This is a genomic window from Scytonema sp. PCC 10023 (genome assembly GCF_963920835.1).
In the GTDB taxonomy this organism is placed as follows: Bacteria; Cyanobacteriota; Cyanobacteriia; order Cyanobacteriales; family Nostocaceae; genus Kalymmatonema.
Map to the genome: position 1 here is coordinate 51014 of NZ_CAWUDP010000043.1, position 21363 is coordinate 72376.

The following is a 21363-nucleotide window of genomic DNA, read 5'->3' on the forward strand; positions in this document are numbered from 1 at the left end:
CTCTGTACTAGTCTAGGAGAATAAGTTTTTATTAGTTGCATAACTTACTACGAGATAAAAAGAGGTTTAGTTGCTGTAAATGCTACAAAACAACTAGCTGACTTTAATATTTTCTTGCGAAAATATGAAGTTTTATTTTTAGACGATATAGAAATTATTGAACAAGCCTGCAAAATTCATGCTGATTTAAAAGTAAAAGGCAGACCAATACAAGATGCTGATATATTGATAGCTGCTACAGCAATTACACGTGGTTTAATTTTAGTTTCTAATGATTCTGATTTGCAGAGAGTAGAAGGGTTAAGTTTAGAGAATTGGTTACAAACTGATGCCTAAATATCTAAAATGTGGAGTAGACCTCAATACGGTTCAGTTAAGGTTGATGTGTAAAAAATCACGTGTGTAGAGACGCGCCATCCGAGAGTTCTACATTGTGTTTCTGATAAGGATTCTGGTCTTATCTGAACGGTATTGGATTAGACCTCTTTCAAAAGTTCATTTTTTAAAATGAAATCACAGATAAACAAGAGATGTACACAGAGAATTTTTCTGCATTTGTCTGCGTGCATCTAAGGTTCCAAATACTCTTAAATTGGATTTTTCCAAAACATTTCACGACTCACGGTTTAATTTCCTTCAGGACTTCATCCATTGGATAATCTTGGTCATCAAATACTAGCGATACTTCACATCTCGTTAACGGGAAAGGTTGCAAAAGCTTGCCCTTTTCCCAGCTTTCCAATCGCCACCACAGAGTTTGTACAGCTATCTCTTTACCATCAAGAAACTCAAAAGTGATCTCACCGATGTTATTTAATCCCACAACTTCTTTGCCTTTTCCGTTTTTACCTAGGTAATCACGATAGTTTCTTGCCATTGATAGATATTGTTGTAAAGGCTGCTTGCGGTCTTGCCCTGGTAAGGGTGCTTTGATAGAATTTGATTGCTCAAAATGGTAGCGTTGCGGTTTCTTAATTTCTTCTGGCTTACCTGATAAAAAATCAATGCGATACCACCATTCAGGTTTTTTTGTAATTTGTAATGCTCTAAAGCAATCGCGTTCTTGCACTAAATTTACTTTCGCCGGACTACCTTTGAGCCTCCAAGGAAGATGTTGAACTGTGTTGTCTACAAAAGTATAAGAAACACCTATTTCTAGTTCCTTTCCTCCTTTGTTTTCCCACCCTAAAACCTCTACTGTTGGTATATATTTGATAATCCTAAAAGGAACAAAACCCTTTGTATGTAATGAATGACTCCCACCTAGCCCCTTGGCTTCATTCTTAAGCGAACTGCTAGTAAACTGGGCAACAACCAATTGTAGAACTCTCGGATGCAACGTCTCTACATAGTGAGAACTTTGGAAAGGACATATTGCCGAGTATTGCAAGCGAGCTGCAAAACTGTAGTGAACATCACCAGATAGAATAATGACACGACTTTGCCCTGCAGGTAATGCCCGTAGTGCGAGTCTGGCAAACAGCCTTTCAAATGCTGTTTCTTCCAAACCCCAAGCTTCAGGGTCAAAACCCCAAGCCGCAGCATTCAGTTGTTCTGCAACACTTTTAGCTGTGTTTTGTAAAGCTTCTAAAAACGGTAAGCCAACGACTGGACTGGGCGCTATCACGAAAGTCACCCGTGCATTTTGTGGGCGAACGACTTTTGATATTTGTTCATCGCAACCTTCAGCGCTTAAAAGTGCGGGAAAATCAAAGTCCTTGCCTGGAAATTCCCGCCAAGTGCGCGTATCGAGAACTAAAACTTCATATTCTGGACCAGTTACAGTGTAGTGCCATTTCAGAGAACCTTCTGTATGAGTGACTTGCTTGGGCTGACTTTTTCTAATATCTGCCACGCATGGCAAACCAACGCGTAGGGTAATTTCTTGTTCCTGCTGTGCGTTTGTACCTAAGGAAGCTGACCACGCCTCAACCGCTTTCAGCAATGCATCTCCTGGTTTTCCGTGTTCAAACTGTTCTGGTGTGTTTCCCCAAGCTTGGCACACAGCATAAGCAAGTAAACCATTTTGCAGTACGCGTCTACCAAGAGGTTTATTGAGGACGCGATCGCACCACGCCATATTCAAAAACCAGTCATCTGTAATTTCATGGTCATCAAATATCATGTACGTGGGAATATTTGCCAAAGCACGCCTGACATCCTTCAGGGTTGTCTGAAAATCTTGTAAATAGCCAATTTCTTCTTTAAATGAAGTTCGATCCTTTCCAAATCGTGGTGCATCGGGATGAACATCTTCATATGTTGGAAAATCTTCGGGTTTAGTCCACAGCACATCACTCCAAGCAAATAAATACATTGCCAAAAATTCACCTAATGTGAATAAATGACTTTTGGCAAGGCAGCAGAGCGTGTTAATTTTGGTAAAGCTTGCTGTCAACCCAGCGGTCTGTGTTGCTAAAATATTACGTTTTCCAGGATTTAACTCTTCAGGATTTTTGACATCTGGTAATGTTTCCGACCATCCCAAAAGTGTCTGACTGGCATCCATTAACATGAAAAGTAAAGCATCAGCCACATCATCTACATAGATTTGGTCGCCTGTAAGGAAGAGTTGATGCGGTCGTTTTTTCGGGTCTTGTTCTAATGCTTCCCTAATCATTTTGTCCACTGTCACAAGTGCATCAAGACTTTCACCGTGAGTCTTGCGACAAGAACCGTGAATGAGACGCAAATCATTTAAACGCCTTGGCACCAGTGCAAAACTTGGGAAGTCGTATTGAGGATATGTAATGTCTTTCATTGACCCTTCTGGAGTTAATACACCAGGCTGACTCAGGGTTTCTCCATGACCAAAATACAAATTGTAAAGATAATTTTCGCCATGCAAAAGTATATTTGATGAAGTTTTAGCAGTGACAGCAACTATGTGCAAGTAAGTACCAAATTGAGTTGTTTGTCTACTACCACTAAATAGTCTTCTTTTGTTAGTATCAAATATTTCTAGAGTAACAGTACGGCTTTCTTTCAAAGCTACCCATACAGTTACGACATTCTTGTCAGCGCGTCTGAGAATTGGTCCAGCGAGAACAAGTGGCAGCTGATTAATCCGTTTTCTTAGAGGTGTCCATGTCATGGATCTTCTGCCATCAATAATACACTTCGAGTCTATTTTGTCCCTGAAAAATATCACTTTTAGAGAAAAAATATTCTACAATTTTGACCTCTCTCCGGTCTAAAGACACGGAGATTCAAACTGTTGTTTCAAGACAGGCACCCATCCGTGTCTTTCCACTTTTTAGTTTTGTCTCTTTCGAGTGGTGGGGTCAAATCCACCCTACGACCCTTGGATAGATGAAACTACCTGTGGCTCTACTTTTGTTTCGATTTTCGTGCCTTGTAGTTCCTAAAAGGAACCGCTTCGCTTCGCGAGTCCGCACTTGCCAAAAATTGTGGAACACTCCCTGACCTGCCATTGCTTGCAGTGATGTAGTCATACTGTCGTCTTAAAGACCGTTGTTTCTTATATGCCGGGATTTCTCCGTACTAGGTCAGTTCTTTGTGCCTGCGGTTATTCCTACTGGATAGCACAAATTAATTGTACTACGGCAGCTCTTATGCCTGCGTCATAGCTTTCATCCCCGGCTTAAAAGCGCGGGGCTTTCAGCTTATTTCTTGTAAGACCCAGCGGCGAAAGAGTTCTACAATAATGTGCCAGCGTCCCTCAATTTCTTCAACGACATCATGACGCTTTAGAGTATTGAGCGCTTCTTGTAAAGCGACAATTTCTATATTTGTACTTTGAGATAACGCTTCAATAGTTAGCCCTTCTGGTGATGGTGCTAAAGCCCTAAGTATCGCTTGTTGACCAACAGCACCCCGCGCCGCCTGACCCCAAACGCCATCAAAATAGTAGCGTCCCCGCTGGAAAAACTCAGAGTCGTTGACAACAGCCTCGACCTCCTCTATTTTAAAGATATGATCTCGGGCGCGTCCTGTGTTAAAAACCTCGTCATTGTAATGGCGGACGAGTTGGAAACCAACAAGCTGTACTAAATAAGGTTGTCCGTGGGTGAGTTCGTAGATTTTATCTAAAGCATCCGGCGTGTAGTCGAGGGGAAAGTCTTCAATAGCTGGATTTGCAAGAATCTGGTGAGTAGCCCCAGCTTCCATAAAACCAACTTTGATTGTGATGACACTGGCGTAGAAAGGTTGAAAGTAATCTGCTGTCATCTCCTCCAAGGTGTGTAAACCTGCCAGAACAAAGGCGATTTTAGAGCTTTTCTGCGTCAACCCCCGGAGATACCCCATAAAATCTACAGGGATTTTTCCCGCCGAAATCAGTTCCTCAATTTTCTCGAACTCGTCTAAGGCAATAATCAAACCCTTAGTCCCTAGTTCTCCCTCCACCTGTGTCAAGTATCTTCTAAACGTTGGTTGCGGAAGACTCAGCAAATCCTCATTGCTTGGAGGTGGAATTTGCATCACTTCAGAAATGGCATCACAAATCGCCATCAGCACTTCTACAACTCCTTGGGGAGCATCTGCAACTTCTAAGAGGTTGACATACGCTACTTGTACACCTGCTTCTACAAAACTGGCGACATTCCGCAGAATAGAGGTTTTGCCCATCCGCCTGTGACCGTAGATAACGACAGACTGGAGTTGAGAACTTCTCACCCACAACTCCTCTAGCTGTCTCATCACATCTTCTCGCCCAACAAACAGTTCTGCTTCTACTGGAGGACCGACAACATAAGGGTTAAGGACAAGCTTGGTGATGGAAATTTTCCCGACTTCCTTGGCTATCCCCTCGAAGGCTTTTCTCCAAGTCTGGGCAATGTCCACAATTAACCCGCGTTCTGCTTGCGGTAGAGTATCAGGATTATCTAGAATTTCTGTGAGTTCCCCTAAAGCGCGGTTGAGGGCTAAGGAACGTTGATAAGCAGACTGACTACGCTGTATAATCTTGGCACTTTCAACGACAGAACGTAGAGATGTGAGAGTTTGCCAGGTGACTGGACGCAGCAGAGGTTCTTGTGGAAAGGGAGGAATTTCAACAGCAGCGATCGTGTCTGGTTCCTTTGCTTTGTTAAAGGCTGCTAGAGTTCGGGCGAGGGTGAACATTTCCTCACCGTAGAGGAGAGAACGCACGACTGCAAAAGCCTCCTCAGCTTTCGCTGGTTGTTTTTCGTGCAGATACCAAAAACCAGCCGCAGTAGCACGGGCGGGAGTGTCTAAGCGAGTGTCTGTGAACAAACGAGCTTGGAATTCTTCTAAACGAGCTTGGAATTCTTCTGTCCAAGGACGAGACAAGAAAAAGAACCACCGGAAAGAGAAGAAACTTTTGACAAACCTTAACTTGAGCGTTTCATTTAAAGAAGCTGAGGAAAAACGCACGAGTTGCCAATCAAAAGGATCTTCAGCTAGCTGAACGATACGAAAGACAACTTGCTCTGGAGGGATTTCCGCCAGCACCAGATTAACAGCTTGAATCACGGGAAGTCCCTGAAGAGTGTAAGCCACCAGTTGGTTGGCATTGTGCAAACCAGTCTCCCAGTCTTGACGCAGCCAATTTTTCAACCGAGAAGACAGGGAGTAAAGGGGGAGTGTGGTAACACGGGGAATTTGCCATTGTCTATTGTGGGGGAACCGCACAACAAGAGGTAAACCCAAAAGCCAATTTTCCGGACGGAGTATCCCCACGCCTAACGCCACGCCTAACAGCACGCCAAACTGCACGCCAAACTGCACGCCAAACAGCACGCCAAACAGCACGCCAAACAGCACGCCAAACAGCACGCCTAACGCCACGCCTAACAGCGCGGCGCCCCCCGGCACCATGCCGCTCGCCACGCCTAACAGCACGCCGCTCGCCACGCCTAACAGCACGCTAAACAGCACGCTAAACAGCACGCTAAACAGCACGCCGCTCGCCACGCCAAACGCCACCCCTAACGCCACGCCGCCCGCCACGCCGCCCGCCACGCCAAACGCCACCCCTAACGCCACGCCTAACGCCACACCTAAGCAATTAACATGAACGCCTGGTTGTTGAAGAAGCCAACTAAACACCAGCGGTGTCACAACTGTTAACACCAACATTAAACAAATAGTTGAGTGGTTCAGTCGCAGCTAAAATCAACTTTAGCGGCGCATTGTTTCCCTCAGCTAAACTGCGCAACCTATCCCTGACTCCACGGGTAAATCCCTGCCAAGTCATTTTCCCCACATTGTCTAAAGCCAGCAGCACTTTATTTTTATGCTGTCGCAAATTCCGGGTTAAGATATACCCTGTGCTTTGCGCGATACCCACCTCGTGACACAACGCGCTGTAAAAGTCTTCTTCATTATCTATATAATTCAAATCTAGAAAAACTGACTGAGGCAACGGTTGCAGGCGATTTTTCGCTTGTTGGCAAATTGCCCACAGTAATGAGGATTTGCCAATACCTTCTTCTCCTATCAAAGCAACACTACTTCCACTGTTAAGCACCTCAAACACCCGCTGCATTTCCCTTTCTCGTCCAAAGAACCGTTGTGTATCTTCTACTCTGCCATGCTGGGGAATGAAGGGATTGGGAATTGCCCTTTCTGTTCTCGGTTTTGAAGCAGGAATTAGGTCTTTTCTGCCATGCTGGGGAATGAAGGGGTTGGGAATTACCCTTTCTGTTCTCGGTTTTGAAGCAGGAATTAGGTCTTTTTTTACATAAATAACTGGTTTGAGATGTTCTGGAATACCTTGTAGTCGAATCTCTACACAGCCAAACTTATAAGCATCTTCAATCGAACGATTTGCCGCTAATGCTGTGTAAAAACCAACAGCAAAGGCGATCGCAGCTTGATCGCCAATTGCGTCATTCATCCCAATTACAAACGGGATATGTTCGGCGATCGCCTTTGCCTGAATTTCAGAGTAGCAAGCATTCAGCACCACACAATTTACGTGCTGTGCGAACAACTCAAACATTGCTGCCAAAGCATCAGGCTGCACTGACTGAACTATGCCCACTTCATTCTCAAAGCAAAGCTCTCCCTGACTTGTGCCATGCCCGGAAAAATGTATAATATGAGGCTCAACATCAAATATGGCTTGGGTAATATCCGCTACACGAACTGACTCTCGCTGTTCTAGCTGATATTTTTCTGGCGCTTTGGCTATTCGCAATCTTTTTTTAATATCTCGTAACTCTTGCCCTAAACGTAGCCGAGAAGCATCACTCGGATCGGCTGCTAAAAACAGGATTTTTACAGAAATAGCACCGCTCATTTGGGCAATTATAAGAATTCAATTACTGAAGAATATAACACTTAATGACTGAGTAACGCTTCTAGGGTGTGAGCATTTGCCAGTAAGCTGAAAATCCTATAATTTGCACACCAGATTTAAATAAAACTTTTGTAGGGTGGGCATCTTACCATAGGTGTCAACTTAAGCTGAAAACGTTGTAATTAGGTTAGATTATGCTCTCATCTTACCCACAATTCTCGCTTTACCCCACCCCGGTTTTGTCTTGCGCCAAAACCTCCCCTCCCCGAACTTCGGGGAGGGGATTAAGGGGAGCCAGCGCGAATGACGGCTTTCCCTCCGTAGGCGACTGGCGTGTGGGGTAAATCAACGTGGAATAAAGGTTTAAACGTGATTGTTGACACTAATGGCATCTTGTCCCCGCAAATTGTGTAAATTAAAGGCACAACAGCTTATAACAAGAGCGATCGCCTCTTAGGCGGCTCCCTTTCGGAGCATCGCACTCAATTTCTACATAAAAAATCTTCCAGTATTTTGCTCAAATACCAAACTACTGCGCCCAGATTTTTCATTTTTTAATGATAGTTATTAGTACTCATATCACTGAAGAATAAGAACCACAGATGGACACAGATGCACACAGATATAGGACTCAAATTTGAATTTTGAAAGCATACTGAGGCTCAAAACGCTGTTTAACAAGGGTTATAAGTCAATACGGTTCAGTTAAGGATTTTTGGTGGGATTCGCGTTCTCTGTAGAGACGCGCCATGGCGCGTCTCTACATTATGATGGCGCGTCTCTACATTGTGGTCCTGATAAGGGTTCTGGTCTTATCTGAACCGTATTGGGTTATAAATCAATTTATTTTCAATAATCAAACAGCATTTCTATAAATCTTCATCTGTGTTTATCTGTGTGCATCTGTGGTTTTTTCCTCTAAATCAAGGAGGTTTTGGGAAAATGTGGATAACGCTGGCATTCATCACCTATTGCTAATACTTAATCCTTGGATCTACATAAGCATTGATAATATCAATCACAATGCTAGCGATGACCACAATTCCCGCAAAAAACACGAGAACTCCCTGCACCAAAGGATAATCCCGCGCATTAATGGCATCATATAACTTATTTGCCAATCCGGGCCAAGAAAATGTGACTTCAGTCAAAATTGCTCCACCTAACAAAGAAGCAAAGGTCAACCCCATAACGGTAATTACCGGAATAAGAGCATTTTTTAAAGCGTGAGAAAATAAAATATTTCTTTCAGGAATACCTCTTGCACGCGCAGCTTCGACATAATCTGCTTGCAAAGTTTGCTTTAAATTCACTCGCACAATTCGCTCAAAAATACCACTCAGCAAAACTCCCAAGGTGATACTAGGAAGCGCTAAATAGTGCAAAGCAGTGAAAAATTGACTGAAATTTGCAGTTAATACACTATCAATTGTATATAGACCAGTGATAGCCTGTGGGGCTGGCATAGTTGTAGGAAAGCGCGTTCCCAAAGGAAACCAATTCAACTGAACTGCAAAAATCAATTGCAGAATCATCCCAGCCCAAAACATGGGCAGTGAGTAGGTGATAATACCAAATAATCGTCCTCCAACATCTAAAGAACTTCCAGGACGAGAAGCAGAAAGAATGCCAATCCCAATTCCAACTACAAGTGCGATCGCCATACTGCAAACCGCTAATTCCACGGTTGCTGGGAAATATTGCCCAATCACCTCCCAAACAGATTGTCCACGACTCGCGATAGAAGTTCCTAAGTCCAGACGCAGCAATTGTCCCATGTAATTCAAGTACTGTAACCATACAGGAAGGTTTAAACCCAGTTGTTTTCGCAATTCTTCCTTAGCACTTTCTGGCGCACGTCCGCCAAGAATTGCATCTACTGGATCTCCTGGTGTTGCACGTAGTAAAAGAAACACGACTGTCGTGACAGTCAATAGCATTAACGGAGCTAAAAGCAACCGAGTAATAATGTAATACTGTAAGGCTTTAGAACGAGACATAATATGTATGTTAGTTGTTGGTTGTAGAGACGCGCCATGGCGCGTCTGTACATTTGATAGTTGTAGCCATGGCGCCTCTGTACATTAGTTGTTGGTTCTTCTACTAACCACTAACTACTAACTTTTGACTATTTTTTGATGGTTTTGTAAATCAAATTTTGAGTCGGATCAAGTTGTATGCCACTGGCTCCTTTGCGAGCAAATACATAGTCTTTAGTTTGCCATAAAGGAACATAAGGAACATCACTTGCTACTTGTGCTTGAATAGTTGCAAAAATTTTCTTACGCGCTTGCGGGTTTTGCTCCTGACGTTGGTTTCCAATGAGCTTGTTCATAGTTTCGCTATAGTAAAACGAACCCAGAGTTTGGCTTCCCCCTTTTTCGCATCCCTTCGCGTCTGACCCTTTATTACAATCTAAAAACGGTTGAATATAATTATCCGCGTCCAAAAAATCTGGATACCAATCCTGCAACGCAGTAGGATAAAAACTTCTAGATATATCTCTATAAAAGGTAGCACCATCTACAGTACTGACTTCAAATTGCAACATTCCATCCATATATTTATCGGCATAAGCTTTTAAAAGCTGTGCTGCCAAACTGCGAGAAGGAGAACCGGAAGGATACCAAATTTGTAGCTTGACAGGATTTTCTTTGGAAAAGCCAGCAGCAGTTAACAATTGTTTAGCTTTGTCTACATTGCCATCGCCGTATTTATCTTGAAATAATGGCTGGGAAACCTCAAACGTTTTCGGTACCATGCTATATAAGGGACTAGCTTGACCTAGCAAGACGCGTTGATTGAGCAGTGGACGGTCAACCATTGCTGCTACCGCTTGTCGAACTTCTGGTTTATCTAAAGGCTTTTGATTGCGGTTTAAAACTAAATAGCTGACTACACTACCTTGAGCTGCAATTGCTTGCCAATCACCTTTTTTAGCACTTTCTTCTAACGAGCGAATTTGGTCTGGTTCTAAAGATAGGTAAGCGACATCGACAGCACCTGTACGGAAGGAATTATACAAGTTAGCCGAACTACTGAGAATTTGCAAATTGATGCCTTTATTTGCTGGCTTTTCTCCCCAATATTTATCAAATACATCAAATTGTAAGGAATCGGTGCCATACCGGGCTAATTTATAAGGACCAGTACCAATAAAGATATTTGGCTTAAATTTCTCTGCACCAATTTCATAAGCTTTGGGAGAAACAGGACAAACGCCGGAAAACGCCAACAACGATGGGAATGCCGCAAACGGTTTTTTCAGTTGTATCGTTAATTCATACTCAGCAGTAGCTTTTACTGAAGCCACTATATCTGCTAATAAGAAAGAAGGTTTACCGCCGTTTTTGATAAAGCGTTCCAGACTAAACGCCATTGCTTGGGCGTTGAAAGGAGTTCCATCATGAAATACTACACCTTGGCGCACGGGGATTGTGTATGTTAAACCATCTTGACTCACTTTCGGTAAAGCCGTAGCTAACTGAGGTTTAACTTCAGTGCTTCCTGGTTCATAGGTGTAAAGGCGATCGCTCATGTTGTACACTAACCCAAGCGATCGCAATTCATAAGCATCCGCTGGATCAAGGGTACGGGGATTTAGCGTTGTACCTATAGTGATGCGACCATTCCCTGTTAAGCTATTTGCTGAACTCGATGATGTTGTCGTGACTTGTTGGCTTCTTGAGCAACTCACCACCAAAAGTAAACATAAACAAAATAAAGAAAAGAATTTAGTAATTTGACTCCACTGTCTCGCGGACAAGGAAACCCTGGTCATAACATTGATATTTTTAAACTTAGTGGTCAAACATTTTACTATATGTTTGGCAAAAAGCCGGAAAAATTTCCAAATTTAGGACAACCCTCTAGTGGTCTTGTGTGCCTTTTTTCTTTGCTAAGTTTATTGGCTTAAGAGTTAACAATATAACTTTATGTAACCCTTTACTGGAAAAACAAAGAGTATTAGACCAAGATATAGAGTTTAATGTTCCTGAATAACGGAAAATTTTTTATTTAATTAAACATATAAATAGTGTCTAAATTTGTTTTAAATTTACACTTTTCCAGTGCAAAGATTTGTTAAGCTTTTCGCGTAGCCGAAAAGGTGTAAATTAGGGATTTGTCTGCTGTGCATCTCAATGCAAGCAAAAATACTTAGCGACCGGGTAATCGACGAACACTATCACGACAATCAAAATTAGTAGATTTCGAGCGTAATAGCGAGACTAAAAGTGTGAAATACTTCTTTCTATCTGAGGGTTGGACAATTGGCAGAGTCTGGGCATCTGATGGACTTTGGCAGATAACCGCATGGCGACGCCAACCAGACATTCAGCGAATGAATATCTGTCTAGTAGAACAAAACGAAGTGCTGTGGCTTTATCGGGTTGAAGATGTTGTTTTAACCGTGGAAGTGAAGCCTACAACACAAGTACAAGTCAATAAATCTGGTCAAGCGATCGGTCAAGTCGTACTCAAGCGGTTGATGAGTGCCGAACAGGTTATTGAACGCTTGGGAACGGCATCAGCTAGATGCCAGCTGCAAAACATTGAATCTGTCGTTTAGCTGTAGGGGTGTAAGGCTCTCGTTAAGAACTTTAAAGCGCACCTCCACCTCACAACTCCTCCACAGCGCCTGGGTTACGTAGCTTGAGAAACTGTCAAGCTACGTAAATCCTTATGTTTACAGGCTTGCAAACAGCTCCATCAAAAGTTACAATTTTTTAAACATTCTCATTTTTCACTTGGCGATCGCTACTCTAGGGGATAATAGTTCCTTAGCTTAGTAAGCCTTGCCAAATTAACCACAGTCTCTGACTCATAAGACAAAGCTGTGGATAAATCCCAGTGGCAATAACAAAAACTGAAAAATTGCTTTGTAAACATAAATCATCGAGGAGGAGCGTAGTCGATGGGACTACCCTGGTACCGAGTACATACAGTTGTTCTGAATGACCCGGGGCGGCTAATTTCTGTACACTTGATGCATACAGCCTTGGTGGCAGGCTGGGCTGGTTCGATGGCTTTGTACGAACTAGCCATTTATGACCCCAGCGACCCAGTACTCAACCCGATGTGGCGTCAAGGCATGTTCGTGCTGCCCTTCATGGCACGCTTGGGCGTCACCCAATCTTGGGGCGGTTGGAACGTTACTGGCGGTCCATCAACCGATCCCGGTTTTTGGTCATTTGAAGGTGTCGCAGCTGCTCACATCGTTCTTTCCGGTTTGCTCTTCTTAGCTGCCGTTTGGCACTGGGTTTACTGGGATTTGGAATTGTTCCAAGACCCCCGCACTGGTGAACCCGCCCTCGACTTGCCAAAAATGTTTGGCATTCACCTGTTCTTGTCTGGTCTACTCTGCTTTGGTTTTGGTGCTTTCCACCTTACCGGATTATTTGGACCAGGAATGTGGGTTTCTGATGCCTACGGCATAACGGGTCATGTCCAAGCAGTGGCACCGGAGTGGGGACCAGATGGCTTTAACCCGTTTAACCCGGGTGGTGTCGTCGCTCACCACATTGCGGCTGGTGTCGTAGGTATTATCGCTGGTTTATTCCACCTGACAGTCAGACCACCTGAAAGGCTCTACAAAGCTTTGAGGATGGGTAACATCGAAACTGTACTATCCAGCAGTATTGCTGCTGTCTTCTTCGCAGCGTTCGTTGTTGCTGGCACCATGTGGTACGGTAACGCTACCACCCCAATCGAACTGTTTGGTCCTACCCGCTATCAGTGGGATCAGGGTTACTTCAAGCAAGAGATTGATCGCCGTGTACAAGCTAGCGTTGCTGAAGGTGCAAGCCTTTCTGACGCTTGGTCACAAATTCCGGAAAAACTCGCCTTCTACGATTACGTTGGCAATAGCCCTGCTAAAGGCGGTCTATTCCGTACAGGTCCGATGAATAAGGGTGATGGAATAGCCCAATCTTGGCAAGGTCACGCGGTGTTCAAAGATGCTGAAGGTCGTGAGTTGACAGTGCGTCGTCTCCCGAACTTCTTTGAAACCTTCCCAGTCATTTTGACCGATAAGGATGGCGTTGTCCGTGCTGACATTCCTTTCCGTCGGGCAGAATCTCAGAATAGCTTTGAGCAATCAGGTGTTACTGCTAGCTTCTACGGTGGCGACTTGGATGGTCAAACTTTCACAGATCCAGCTGAAGTGAAGAAGTACGCCCGTAAGGCTCAAGGCGGCGAAATATTTGAATTCGACCGGGAAACCTTGAACTCTGATGGTGTGTTCCGCACCAGTACCAGAGGTTGGTTTACCTTTGGACACGCTGTATTTGCGCTGCTGTTCTTCTTTGGTCACATCTGGCACGGCGCTCGCACAATCTACCGAGATGTGTTTGCTGGTGTTGATGCGGATCTCGAAGAACAAGTTGAATGGGGTCTGTTCCAGAAAGTGGGTGACAAGACAACCCGCCGGAAGGAAGCTCTCTAAACATTTGTAGCGAAAAGTTAAGAATGGTCTAATGAGAGGGAGTAGGTCGTGGCAACTGGAAAGGGGAAGAATTCTTCCTCATCCCCAATCCCTAACCCCCCAATTCCCTAGACCATTCTTTCCTGTAGCTTGGTACACTAATACTGGTGGGTAAATCGGCAGGAATTAAAGCTATGGAAAGCGTTGCTTACATCTTAATTTTGACTTTGGCAATAGGAACTCTCTTCTTTGCGATCGCCTTCCGCGAACCTCCTCGCATTGAAAGGAAAGAGAAGTAAGTCACCAAGTTCCCGACCGGGATGAGGTGTTAACTAGCACCGGACGTAGGGGCGCAAGGCGGTCTTGCGCCCTGACCGTAAAAAGAAAAGTGAATGCAGCAATTATTGATAATTAACTATTGACTAAGATAAAAGAATAGATGAATTATGATATAATGTACGATCTGGAAGGTTCTGTGTTCAGATCAGCTTTTCTGCGCTAGTATGAAAAAGGATGTAGGTGTGGAATGGCCATTCGGCTCTTGCATATACATCGCGAGGAGGCATAACCTTTACGGAGAATAATAACCGGGAAACAATCAGCATGGTCAATCAGAAATTAACCGCTCCTGAAATTGGATTTACACACGACGATTTCGCCGCTCTACTAGATAAGTACGATTATCATTTTAGCCCAGGTGATATAGTACCAGGTACAGTTTTCAGTATAGAGCCACGCGGCGCTCTGATTGACATAGGTGCTAAAACAGCAGCATATATACCTATACAAGAAATGTCTATCAACCGGGTAGATACCCCGGAAGAAGTATTACAATCGAACGAAACGCGGGAATTTTTCATCCTCACTGATGAAAACGAAGATGGTCAACTGACGCTATCGATTCGCCGTATTGAGTATATGAGAGCCTGGGAACGCGTCAGGCAGTTGCAAGCAGAAGACGCAACTGTGCGTTCTGGCGTTTTTGCCACCAATCGAGGTGGAGCTTTGGTGCGGATAGAAGGATTACGTGGGTTTATTCCCGGTTCCCATATCAGCACCCGCAAACCGAAAGAAGAATTGGTAGGCGAAGAACTGCCGTTGAAGTTCCTAGAGGTAGACGAAGAGCGTAACCGTCTTGTTTTATCTCATCGTCGAGCGCTGGTTGAGCGCAAGATGAACCGCTTAGAAGTTGGTGAGGTAGTGATTGGTACTGTGCGCGGTATCAAACCCTACGGTGCCTTTATCGATATTGGCGGCGTCAGTGGTCTACTGCACATCTCAGAAATTTCCCACGAGCATATAGATACACCTCATAGTGTCTTCAATGTCAATGACGAAGTGAAAGTCATGATCATTGACTTGGATGCAGAACGTGGTCGGATTTCGCTGTCCACCAAGCAACTGGAACCCGAACCAGGTGACATGATTAAGAATCGTGATTTGGTATATGACAAAGCAGAGGAAATGGCTGCTAAGTATCGGGAACAGATGTTAGCTAAGCAGCAAGGTATTACTGTACCAGCAGCAACTGAAACTACTGAAGAAGTTGTGGGTGAGGACGTACCATCGGCGATTGAAGAGGACATACCAGCAGCGGTTGAAGAAGACATACCAGCAGCGATCGAAGAGGACATACCAGCAGCGATCGAAGAGGACATACCAGCAGCGATCAAAGAGTAATCCATTTGCCGTTGTGGTTATCTACAGCGGCTGCTGATAAAAAAGTATTAGACCTCTCGGAAAATAAGTTTGAGACCATTATGGTGTTTGATCTAAAATCTAATTTCTAGAGAAGTCTATTGGATAAACAGGGGTTACAAGCTGTCGGTTAAAATCTTCCCAAATCTGTACAAAGCTTACAGATGAGATAGTTATTCAGCCAAGCACTTAATCAATTAATACAGGTTACTCTGCTCTTAACCGTTTCTGTAAATCAGGAACGGTTTTTAGCTTGGATTTCAATAGCGTTCAGTGGAACAACTGCTGGTATAACATTGCCCAATTCAGACATTTTCGGCAATGTTTTAATAGCCCTAATTCTTAAGCACAGGCGAATGTCCCCTGAGCCTTTGTGCGAGGAAATGCCATCAGAATTCACTATTTTACTTGATAAAGGTAGATGGTTTATTTGCTTTGCAATACCCTTTGAAATACAAACTAACCAACGTAGAAACTGTATTGGACTCGACCTAGGTGTTAGAACATTTTTAACTGGGTTTGATGGTGAAAATATTTTAGAGATTGGAAATGGTTTAATATCTAAGGTAGCGATTCTCTGTCAACGTTTAGATAAACTTCAATCTCAAATTACAAAGTCTAAAGGTAGAGCAAACAAACGTTTGCGTTGGAAGTTAAGAAAGTAATCTGAAGCAATTAGAACTAGGATTAGGAATCTCACTAACGAAGTTCATAGTAAAGCTTCAGCATTGTTGACTAAAAATTACAAGCATATTTTCTTACCAACATTTGAAACATCTCAAATGGTCGTTAAGAAAAAACGGAAACTTCGTTCTAAGACGGCAAGAAATATGCTTACATGGTCGCACTATAGATTCAAGCAGGTTCTGAAATTTCACGCATTAAAACGGGATTGCGTTGTGCATCAAGTACAAGAAGAATACACGAAGCTTGCACTTGCTCAAAATGCGGTCATCTTCATGAAAGATTAGGTGGGAACAAAAAGTTCAAATGTCCTAGCTGTAATCATGAAATACCAAGAGACTGGAATGGTGCAATTAATATTTTTATCAAGTCATTCAATGACTTGGTTAATGCCTCGACTTCGGTTGAGGCTGGGCAGGACATAGCCCGATACATGGTAGAAACTAGTACTTATTACTAGATTTTACTAGGTTAAATGATGTCCGTAAATACAAACGTCTGTATGGGCTTACGCTGAACGTAGAGAAAACTGGCGCTGTTGGTATTGTTCTGGTAATGTTTCGCGTAAGCCTGGATACCCAATGGCGATCGCAGCTACTGGCTCATACCTCTGGGGAATGCTGTACAACTCCTTCGCCTTAACCACGTCAAATCCTGCCATTTGGTGGATAAACAGACCGAAAATTCTGTTTCTAGCCCATGAAGCTTTTTGTACATCCAAAACAATTTTTGCCCAGCGATCAGCGAAGCCGCGTCCTTCGGACGATCGCTTGATTACCCTTGAGTCATTAGTCAAAGACTAAGAACAAATGACTGCTGGACTAGTGACTCAGTATTGTTGCTACGCTAGATACAGCTGAAGAAACACAGCAATTTTGATCCAAGTAGAGGGGAACTATGCCGCACACGATTGTTACTGATGTCTGTGAAGGTATCGCTGATTGCGTAGACGCCTGTCCAGTAGCTTGCATTCATCCTGGTCCTAGCAAAAACGTCAAAGGAACTGATTGGTACTGGATTGACTTTGCCACCTGCATTGACTGTGGCATATGTATCCAAGTTTGTCCAGTATCCGGGGCGATCGTCCCAGAAGAACGACCCGATTTACAAAAAACACCGTAGATAAGTCGTATAAACGGTTAACATTTTTGAAAAACAGGCATCTTAAAGATTTTGCCTGTTTTTACAGTAATAGTACTGGATAAAGATTTAAAAAAGTAACATAAAATATTTATTGTTCGGAAATTGCAGGTGCGTTTACGTATACATAAATATAGCTGTCCTACGTAGGTAAACTCATGCAACGGTTAAGCGTACCCCTGATAGGCAATATCTTAACGTTAAGTCTGGCGACTGTAGCAATGACCCTGATGTCTGCTTACAGCGCTACAGCGGGCACACTGGCTCTCAATTTTACAAAGCTACAAGGCTTAACAGGTGGTAATTCTAATATGACTGGTGTCTACCGTGCCGATCTCTCCAATCTTGGCTTCGATATCAGTTCCATTGCTATCACTGATAGCAACACTGCAATAGGCGGTGCATCTGGGAAATTTACCGGTTTTGATTTCGATGCCATCAAGATTAGCAACGTCTTGGTTGACAATGCCACAGACGCCAAAAACTTATCAGGGTTAAACGTCTTCGATTTTACTTCCTCCGGAACTTTCTTCACCCCAGGAACCCAGCGTTCTCCTGCCGATCCAGGAGAGTTATTTGGTGTAACTGGCGGTATTATTGACAACTCACTCGCCACGCTGGAAAATTTTGATGGTAACTCCACCGCTGACGCCAATGCTTTTGGATTCGTCAGTTTAGGTGATGGTGGAACAGTTGTGTTTAACCTCAAAAATCCCATTCCCACAACCAGTCCACTGTACTTATACATTGGAGAGGCAGGTGATAATGGTGAGGTAGTCAATGGTCGAATTACTGTCTCTGACAAACCACGTGAGGTTCCAGAACCTACAAGCTTAGCAGCTGTATCTTTACTCGGAATCTACTTTGCCGTAAGCCGTAGAAAGAAAACAAAAGCTGCTTAATTTCAAATTCAGTAGCCATTAACATAAAAGTTAAGACATAAAAGTTAAGACATAGGTTTTTTACCTATGTTTTTTCATTTTGGCGCTGTGTTTGTCTTGGTATATAGTTATATCGTTTAATTTTGAGCAAAATAACTGTATTTTAAAGTAACTATATTTTGAATTTATAATAAAGGACATTATGTCTGATTCGCTCACTCATTCGTCTCCCCTCCTAGAAGTGAAAAACGTCCACGCTGGATACATCAAAGACGTGGATATTCTGCAAGGTGTGAATTTCCGAGTGGAACGGGGAGAATTGGTAACAGTGATTGGTCCTAATGGTGCTGGTAAATCTACCTTAGCGAAAACCATTTTTGGGCTTTTAACCCCACATACAGGCTCAATTACCTTCAAAGACGAGAATATTACTGGGCTAAAGTCGAATCAAATTGTTCAGCGGGGAATGTGCTACGTACCGCAAATTGCCAATGTCTTCCCCTCCCTCAGCGTAGAAGAAAATTTAGAAATGGGCGCTTTCGTCCGCAATGTTCCCCTGAAACCACTCAAAGATAAAATATATACTATGTTCCCCAAGCTTGGCGATCGCCGTCAGCAACGCGCTGGAACCCTCTCAGGTGGTGAACGCCAAATGTTAGCAATGGGCAAAGCTTTGATGTTGGAACCCAGCTTACTGCTTTTAGATGAACCTTCAGCTGCTTTGTCTCCCATCTTAGTAACGCAAGTTTTTGAGCAGATAAAACAAATTAACCAAAGTGGTACCGCGATTGTACTAGTAGAGCAAAACGCCCGTAAAGCTTTGGAAATGGCTCATCGAGGATACGTCCTAGAGTCTGGGCGCGATGCTATCTCAGGTCCTGGTTTGGAATTGTTGAATGATCCCAAGGTAGGCGAACTGTACCTGGGAGCAGGTAAAGCGCATTGAACAAAAGTCAGAAGAAGAATTCCGCAGCTAGGAACTCAGAACTCAGAACTCAGAATCGAATTAGTGGGGGCGGTGAGTACCCACCACAAGTCACGCAGTTGTACAGAATACACACGCGCTCTCATTCTGACTCCTGGCTACTTCTTTGGTCAAAAATTTTTACTAATACAGCAGAATTCCGCAGCTAGGAACTCAGAACACAGAAGTAAAATTTGCTCTATCTCTAGCTTTTAGACAAAGCGCGTTGTACTTCATTTACTTGCAAGGTGCTGTAACTCCTGAAAATTAAATGACTCTTAAACCGTGTCCTTGCTAACTCTTACATCCTTGTAGAGTTTGAGAAGCTGTTGTCAGGCGGGTTTCCTTAACTGAGACAGACTGATGAGTCGAATAAATGGATTTGTAAGGCGTCGTGATTTTTTGAGGCATTGCGTTGCAAAGGTTCCCCTGAGTGTCTATACTGCCATGAAGTTTGCAGGTGTGGGAGGCTTTGCAATTGGCGGTAGCCTTCTTTGGCAAAAACAGCAAGCTGTTGCTCTACAAGCCGCAGTTGCTGATGCAAGTCCAGCAAACCCCAATCCCATCAGTTCTAAAGACGCTTTAGAACGATTACTCGATGGGAATCAACGATTTGTACATCAAAAGCGAAAATACCCTGACCAATCGTTACAACGCTTGCGATTGGTTGCTAAAGGTCAATATCCTTTTGCGTCTATACTTGGCTGTGCAGATTCTAGAGTACCAGCGGAAATTATTTTCGACCAGGGACTTGGGGATTTGTTTGTCGTGCGAGTTGCTGGTAATGTCGCCAGTGATATGGTTATAGGTAGCTTGGAATACGCTACAGCAATATTAGGTTCTCAACTGATTGTGGTTTTGGGTCATAGAAAATGTGGTGCTGTAGCAGAGGCGCTTCAAGAACAACCTATTCCTGGCAGAATAGGCTTTGTTGTTGAAGGGATCAAACCAGCCGTACAAAGAGTCAAGCTGAGAACAGGCGACATCCAAGACAATGCAGTTATAGCCAACATTCAATATCAGGCAGAAAAATTACAGGAAAGCTCAACGATTTTGGCTAAACTCATCCGCAAAGGTCAACTCAAAATCGTTGGTGCTTGTTACGATATTGAAACTGGTAAAGTGTCTATTATTGCCTAGGACAATTCCAGAGGAGCATTGAAATTACAATATCCATCAGGGGTGAACAGGAAGATTAACGGTAGCTTAAACTTGAGGAGCTACACCCTGAAATTCAGATAGGACATACATTAAGCGTGAGCACGAACAAAGTGTACCATTTGACGCAGAGGTAATAAAAGCCGAAGGTCAGAAAAGACTCGCTTAAAAATACGGAAGCTGAGACATGATCAAAGAAGTCGTTGGCTGTAATGACTCCGCTTGAACAAACAGGGTACTTTGGTCGGGAAAAGGTGTCCAATTTTGGTCTGATAAGGGTTCAGAGGCAATAGTAACTCGGGTCGGGTGGTTTGCATCATCGCAAGACCAATAAAGAGTAGGGGCTTGTATGCCGTAGGCGTAGCGACTTGCCGCGATTGCTTGACCATCACTGACAATGACATTGGCACTAAAGCTAGTGTCGTGTTCTTTAGCCAGGTGCGTCAATTTTTGTAGCGTGGCACGTAAGGCTGACAACAGGGTGCTGTTTGGAGACGACTGCCACATTTCCACCAGTAGGGCAAAGATGTGTTCAGAGTCAGTCATGCCCTTTATGAGACGGTATGTGGAATCAGAAAGGTGGTCACGTATCGGTCTATACAGCGTCTGTTGAAAATTTGTGATCTCGCCATTATGCACAAACAACAGGTTGCCACTGCGAAATGGCTGACAGTTGCTAATATCGAGCGATTCACCCGTTCCAGTGAGTCGGACATAGCCCACCGCACAAGTAGATTGTACGTAGTGGCTCAACTCTTTCAGGTTCGGGTCGTTCCACATCGGGATAGTGTTGCGGTAAATGAATGGTTTACCCGCTTCATCATACCAACCTACACCGCTCCCGTCTGCACAAACGACTCCTGACTTTAATTCAAGAGGGTTGTAACTTTGGTTGTAGAGGGAATGCTCCTGCTTATAGAGCAACTCATCTAATTGGATGCTATTGCCAAGGTAGCCAACTAATCGACACATAAGAAAAACAGTTCTATTGAGCGGGATACACTCATTGCGTTAATGTTCGTACATAAAAGTTTAGCAAACGAAATTTTTTTTGACATTTCCGACTCTCAATTCGCAGCGAACACAGGAGGTCAACAAGCCTAAATGTATGTCTATTAATCAACTTTGCCAATCCAAAGGTAGAATTTATCTTTTGTGGGGGACTGGGGGAGCTATAAGACCCACA

The 21363-nt window shown here is 43.6% G+C and carries 18 protein-coding genes and 1 pseudogene; 11 read left to right on the top strand and 8 right to left on the bottom strand.

The genetic code is table 11. The features are described 5' to 3' along the window. Positions 1 to 24: 24 nt before the first annotated feature. Positions 25 to 336: pseudogene (locus ACM0OZ_RS24565) on the top strand (PIN domain-containing protein); the annotation flags it as partial. A gap of 283 nt (positions 337 to 619) precedes the next feature. On the opposite strand, the gene ACM0OZ_RS24570 reads toward ACM0OZ_RS24565, so the two are convergent. The 6 genes from ACM0OZ_RS24570 to ACM0OZ_RS24595 form a co-directional block, all read right to left on the bottom strand. Continuing rightward, positions 620 to 3094 carry a hypothetical protein gene (locus tag ACM0OZ_RS24570; RefSeq protein WP_414585444.1) on the bottom strand — a complete coding sequence of 825 codons (2475 nt, stop codon included), beginning with the start codon at positions 3092 to 3094 and terminating at the stop codon, positions 620 to 622. A 190-nt stretch (positions 3095 to 3284) separates the two neighbouring features. After that, positions 3285 to 3455 (bottom strand): hypothetical protein, encoded by a 171-nt coding sequence (locus ACM0OZ_RS24575; protein WP_414585445.1) that lies wholly within the window; start codon positions 3453 to 3455, stop codon positions 3285 to 3287. Between the two features lie 166 nt (positions 3456 to 3621). Beyond that, complete coding sequence (locus tag ACM0OZ_RS24580; protein ID WP_414585446.1) at positions 3622 to 6063, bottom strand: AAA family ATPase; 2442 nt, start codon at positions 6061 to 6063, stop codon at positions 3622 to 3624. Beyond that, entirely contained in the window at positions 6026 to 7228 is a 1203-nt protein-coding gene (locus ACM0OZ_RS24585) for a CHAT domain-containing protein (RefSeq protein WP_414585447.1), read from the bottom strand. Before ACM0OZ_RS24585 ends, ACM0OZ_RS24580 begins: the two co-directional genes overlap by 38 nt. A 974-nt stretch (positions 7229 to 8202) precedes the next feature. Beyond that, positions 8203 to 9228, bottom strand: a complete 1026-nt coding sequence (locus tag ACM0OZ_RS24590; protein ID WP_414585448.1) for an ABC transporter permease — start codon at positions 9226 to 9228, stop codon at positions 8203 to 8205. Positions 9229 to 9356: 128 nt separating this feature from the next. Further along, positions 9357 to 11009: an ABC transporter substrate-binding protein gene (locus ACM0OZ_RS24595; RefSeq protein ID WP_414585449.1), complete on the bottom strand. Its 1653-nt coding sequence runs from the start codon at positions 11007 to 11009 to the stop codon at positions 9357 to 9359. Positions 11010 to 11465: 456 nt separating this feature from the next. On the opposite strand from ACM0OZ_RS24595, the gene ACM0OZ_RS24600 reads away from it, so the two are divergent. The 6 genes from ACM0OZ_RS24600 (at position 11466) to ACM0OZ_RS24625 (ending at position 16494) form a co-directional block, all read left to right on the top strand. Further along, entirely contained in the window at positions 11466 to 11798 is a 333-nt protein-coding gene (locus ACM0OZ_RS24600) for a hypothetical protein (protein ID WP_073635393.1), read from the top strand. A gap of 345 nt (positions 11799 to 12143) precedes the next feature. After that, a complete protein-coding gene (psbB, locus tag ACM0OZ_RS24605) occupies positions 12144 to 13673 on the top strand; it encodes a photosystem II chlorophyll-binding protein CP47 (protein WP_414585450.1) in 1530 nt (509 codons plus the stop codon). 173 nt (positions 13674 to 13846) lie between these two features. Then, complete coding sequence (locus ACM0OZ_RS24610; RefSeq protein WP_414585452.1) at positions 13847 to 13951, top strand: photosystem II reaction center protein T; 105 nt, start codon at positions 13847 to 13849, stop codon at positions 13949 to 13951. A gap of 304 nt (positions 13952 to 14255) precedes the next feature. Next, positions 14256 to 15332, top strand: coding sequence for a S1 RNA-binding domain-containing protein (locus ACM0OZ_RS24615; RefSeq protein WP_414585453.1), 1077 nt, complete (start codon positions 14256 to 14258; stop codon positions 15330 to 15332). Between the two features lie 374 nt (positions 15333 to 15706). Then, positions 15707 to 16015 (top strand): hypothetical protein, encoded by a 309-nt coding sequence (locus ACM0OZ_RS24620; protein WP_414585454.1) that lies wholly within the window; start codon positions 15707 to 15709, stop codon positions 16013 to 16015. Positions 16016 to 16242: 227 nt separating this feature from the next. After that, positions 16243 to 16494, top strand: coding sequence for a zinc ribbon domain-containing protein (locus ACM0OZ_RS24625; protein WP_414585455.1), 252 nt, complete (start codon positions 16243 to 16245; stop codon positions 16492 to 16494). Positions 16495 to 16542: 48 nt separating this feature from the next. Here ACM0OZ_RS24625 and ACM0OZ_RS24630 read toward each other — a convergent pair whose 3' ends face one another. Next, positions 16543 to 16830 (bottom strand): hypothetical protein, encoded by a 288-nt coding sequence (locus ACM0OZ_RS24630; RefSeq protein WP_414585456.1) that lies wholly within the window; start codon positions 16828 to 16830, stop codon positions 16543 to 16545. A 101-nt stretch (positions 16831 to 16931) separates the two neighbouring features. On the opposite strand from ACM0OZ_RS24630, the gene ACM0OZ_RS24635 reads away from it, so the two are divergent. The 4 genes from ACM0OZ_RS24635 (at position 16932) to ACM0OZ_RS24650 (ending at position 20159) form a co-directional block, all read left to right on the top strand. Then, entirely contained in the window at positions 16932 to 17156 is a 225-nt protein-coding gene (locus tag ACM0OZ_RS24635; RefSeq protein ID WP_414585457.1) for an indolepyruvate ferredoxin oxidoreductase subunit alpha, read from the top strand. A gap of 176 nt (positions 17157 to 17332) precedes the next feature. Beyond that, entirely contained in the window at positions 17333 to 18076 is a 744-nt protein-coding gene (locus ACM0OZ_RS24640) for a PEP-CTERM sorting domain-containing protein (RefSeq protein ID WP_414585458.1), read from the top strand. Positions 18077 to 18257: 181 nt separating this feature from the next. Then, positions 18258 to 19001: an ABC transporter ATP-binding protein gene (locus tag ACM0OZ_RS24645; RefSeq protein ID WP_414585459.1), complete on the top strand. Its 744-nt coding sequence runs from the start codon at positions 18258 to 18260 to the stop codon at positions 18999 to 19001. 381 nt (positions 19002 to 19382) lie between these two features. After that, positions 19383 to 20159 carry a carbonic anhydrase gene (locus tag ACM0OZ_RS24650; RefSeq protein ID WP_414585460.1) on the top strand — a complete coding sequence of 259 codons (777 nt, stop codon included), beginning with the start codon at positions 19383 to 19385 and terminating at the stop codon, positions 20157 to 20159. Between the two features lie 183 nt (positions 20160 to 20342). Here the strand turns inward: ACM0OZ_RS24650 and egtC are convergent, their stop codons facing one another. Then, positions 20343 to 21149 carry an ergothioneine biosynthesis protein EgtC gene (egtC, locus tag ACM0OZ_RS24655; RefSeq protein WP_414585461.1) on the bottom strand — a complete coding sequence of 269 codons (807 nt, stop codon included), beginning with the start codon at positions 21147 to 21149 and terminating at the stop codon, positions 20343 to 20345. Positions 21150 to 21363: the final 214 nt, after the last annotated feature.

Bases quoted from the DNA above. Each gene is read 5' to 3' on its own strand.
- ACM0OZ_RS24590 (WP_414585448.1), bottom strand. From the start codon at position 9,228: ATGTCTCGTTCTAAAGCCTTACAGTATTACATTATTACTCGGTTGCTT.
- ACM0OZ_RS24585 (WP_414585447.1), bottom strand. From the start codon at position 7,228: ATGAGCGGTGCTATTTCTGTAAAAATCCTGTTTTTAGCAGCCGATCCG.
- ACM0OZ_RS24575 (WP_414585445.1), bottom strand. From the start codon at position 3,455: ATGACTACATCACTGCAAGCAATGGCAGGTCAGGGAGTGTTCCACAAT.
- psbB (WP_414585450.1), top strand. From the start codon at position 12,144: ATGGGACTACCCTGGTACCGAGTACATACAGTTGTTCTGAATGACCCG.
- ACM0OZ_RS24570 (WP_414585444.1), bottom strand. From the start codon at position 3,094: ATGACATGGACACCTCTAAGAAAACGGATTAATCAGCTGCCACTTGTT.
- ACM0OZ_RS24650 (WP_414585460.1), top strand. From the start codon at position 19,383: ATGAGTCGAATAAATGGATTTGTAAGGCGTCGTGATTTTTTGAGGCAT.
- ACM0OZ_RS24640 (WP_414585458.1), top strand. From the start codon at position 17,333: ATGCAACGGTTAAGCGTACCCCTGATAGGCAATATCTTAACGTTAAGT.
- ACM0OZ_RS24595 (WP_414585449.1), bottom strand. From the start codon at position 11,009: ATGACCAGGGTTTCCTTGTCCGCGAGACAGTGGAGTCAAATTACTAAA.
- egtC (WP_414585461.1), bottom strand. From the start codon at position 21,149: ATGTGTCGATTAGTTGGCTACCTTGGCAATAGCATCCAATTAGATGAG.
- ACM0OZ_RS24580 (WP_414585446.1), bottom strand. From the start codon at position 6,063: ATGTTGGTGTTAACAGTTGTGACACCGCTGGTGTTTAGTTGGCTTCTT.
- ACM0OZ_RS24645 (WP_414585459.1), top strand. From the start codon at position 18,258: ATGTCTGATTCGCTCACTCATTCGTCTCCCCTCCTAGAAGTGAAAAAC.
- ACM0OZ_RS24615 (WP_414585453.1), top strand. From the start codon at position 14,256: ATGGTCAATCAGAAATTAACCGCTCCTGAAATTGGATTTACACACGAC.
- ACM0OZ_RS24610 (WP_414585452.1), top strand. From the start codon at position 13,847: ATGGAAAGCGTTGCTTACATCTTAATTTTGACTTTGGCAATAGGAACT.
- ACM0OZ_RS24635 (WP_414585457.1), top strand. From the start codon at position 16,932: ATGCCGCACACGATTGTTACTGATGTCTGTGAAGGTATCGCTGATTGC.
- ACM0OZ_RS24620 (WP_414585454.1), top strand. From the start codon at position 15,707: ATGTCCCCTGAGCCTTTGTGCGAGGAAATGCCATCAGAATTCACTATT.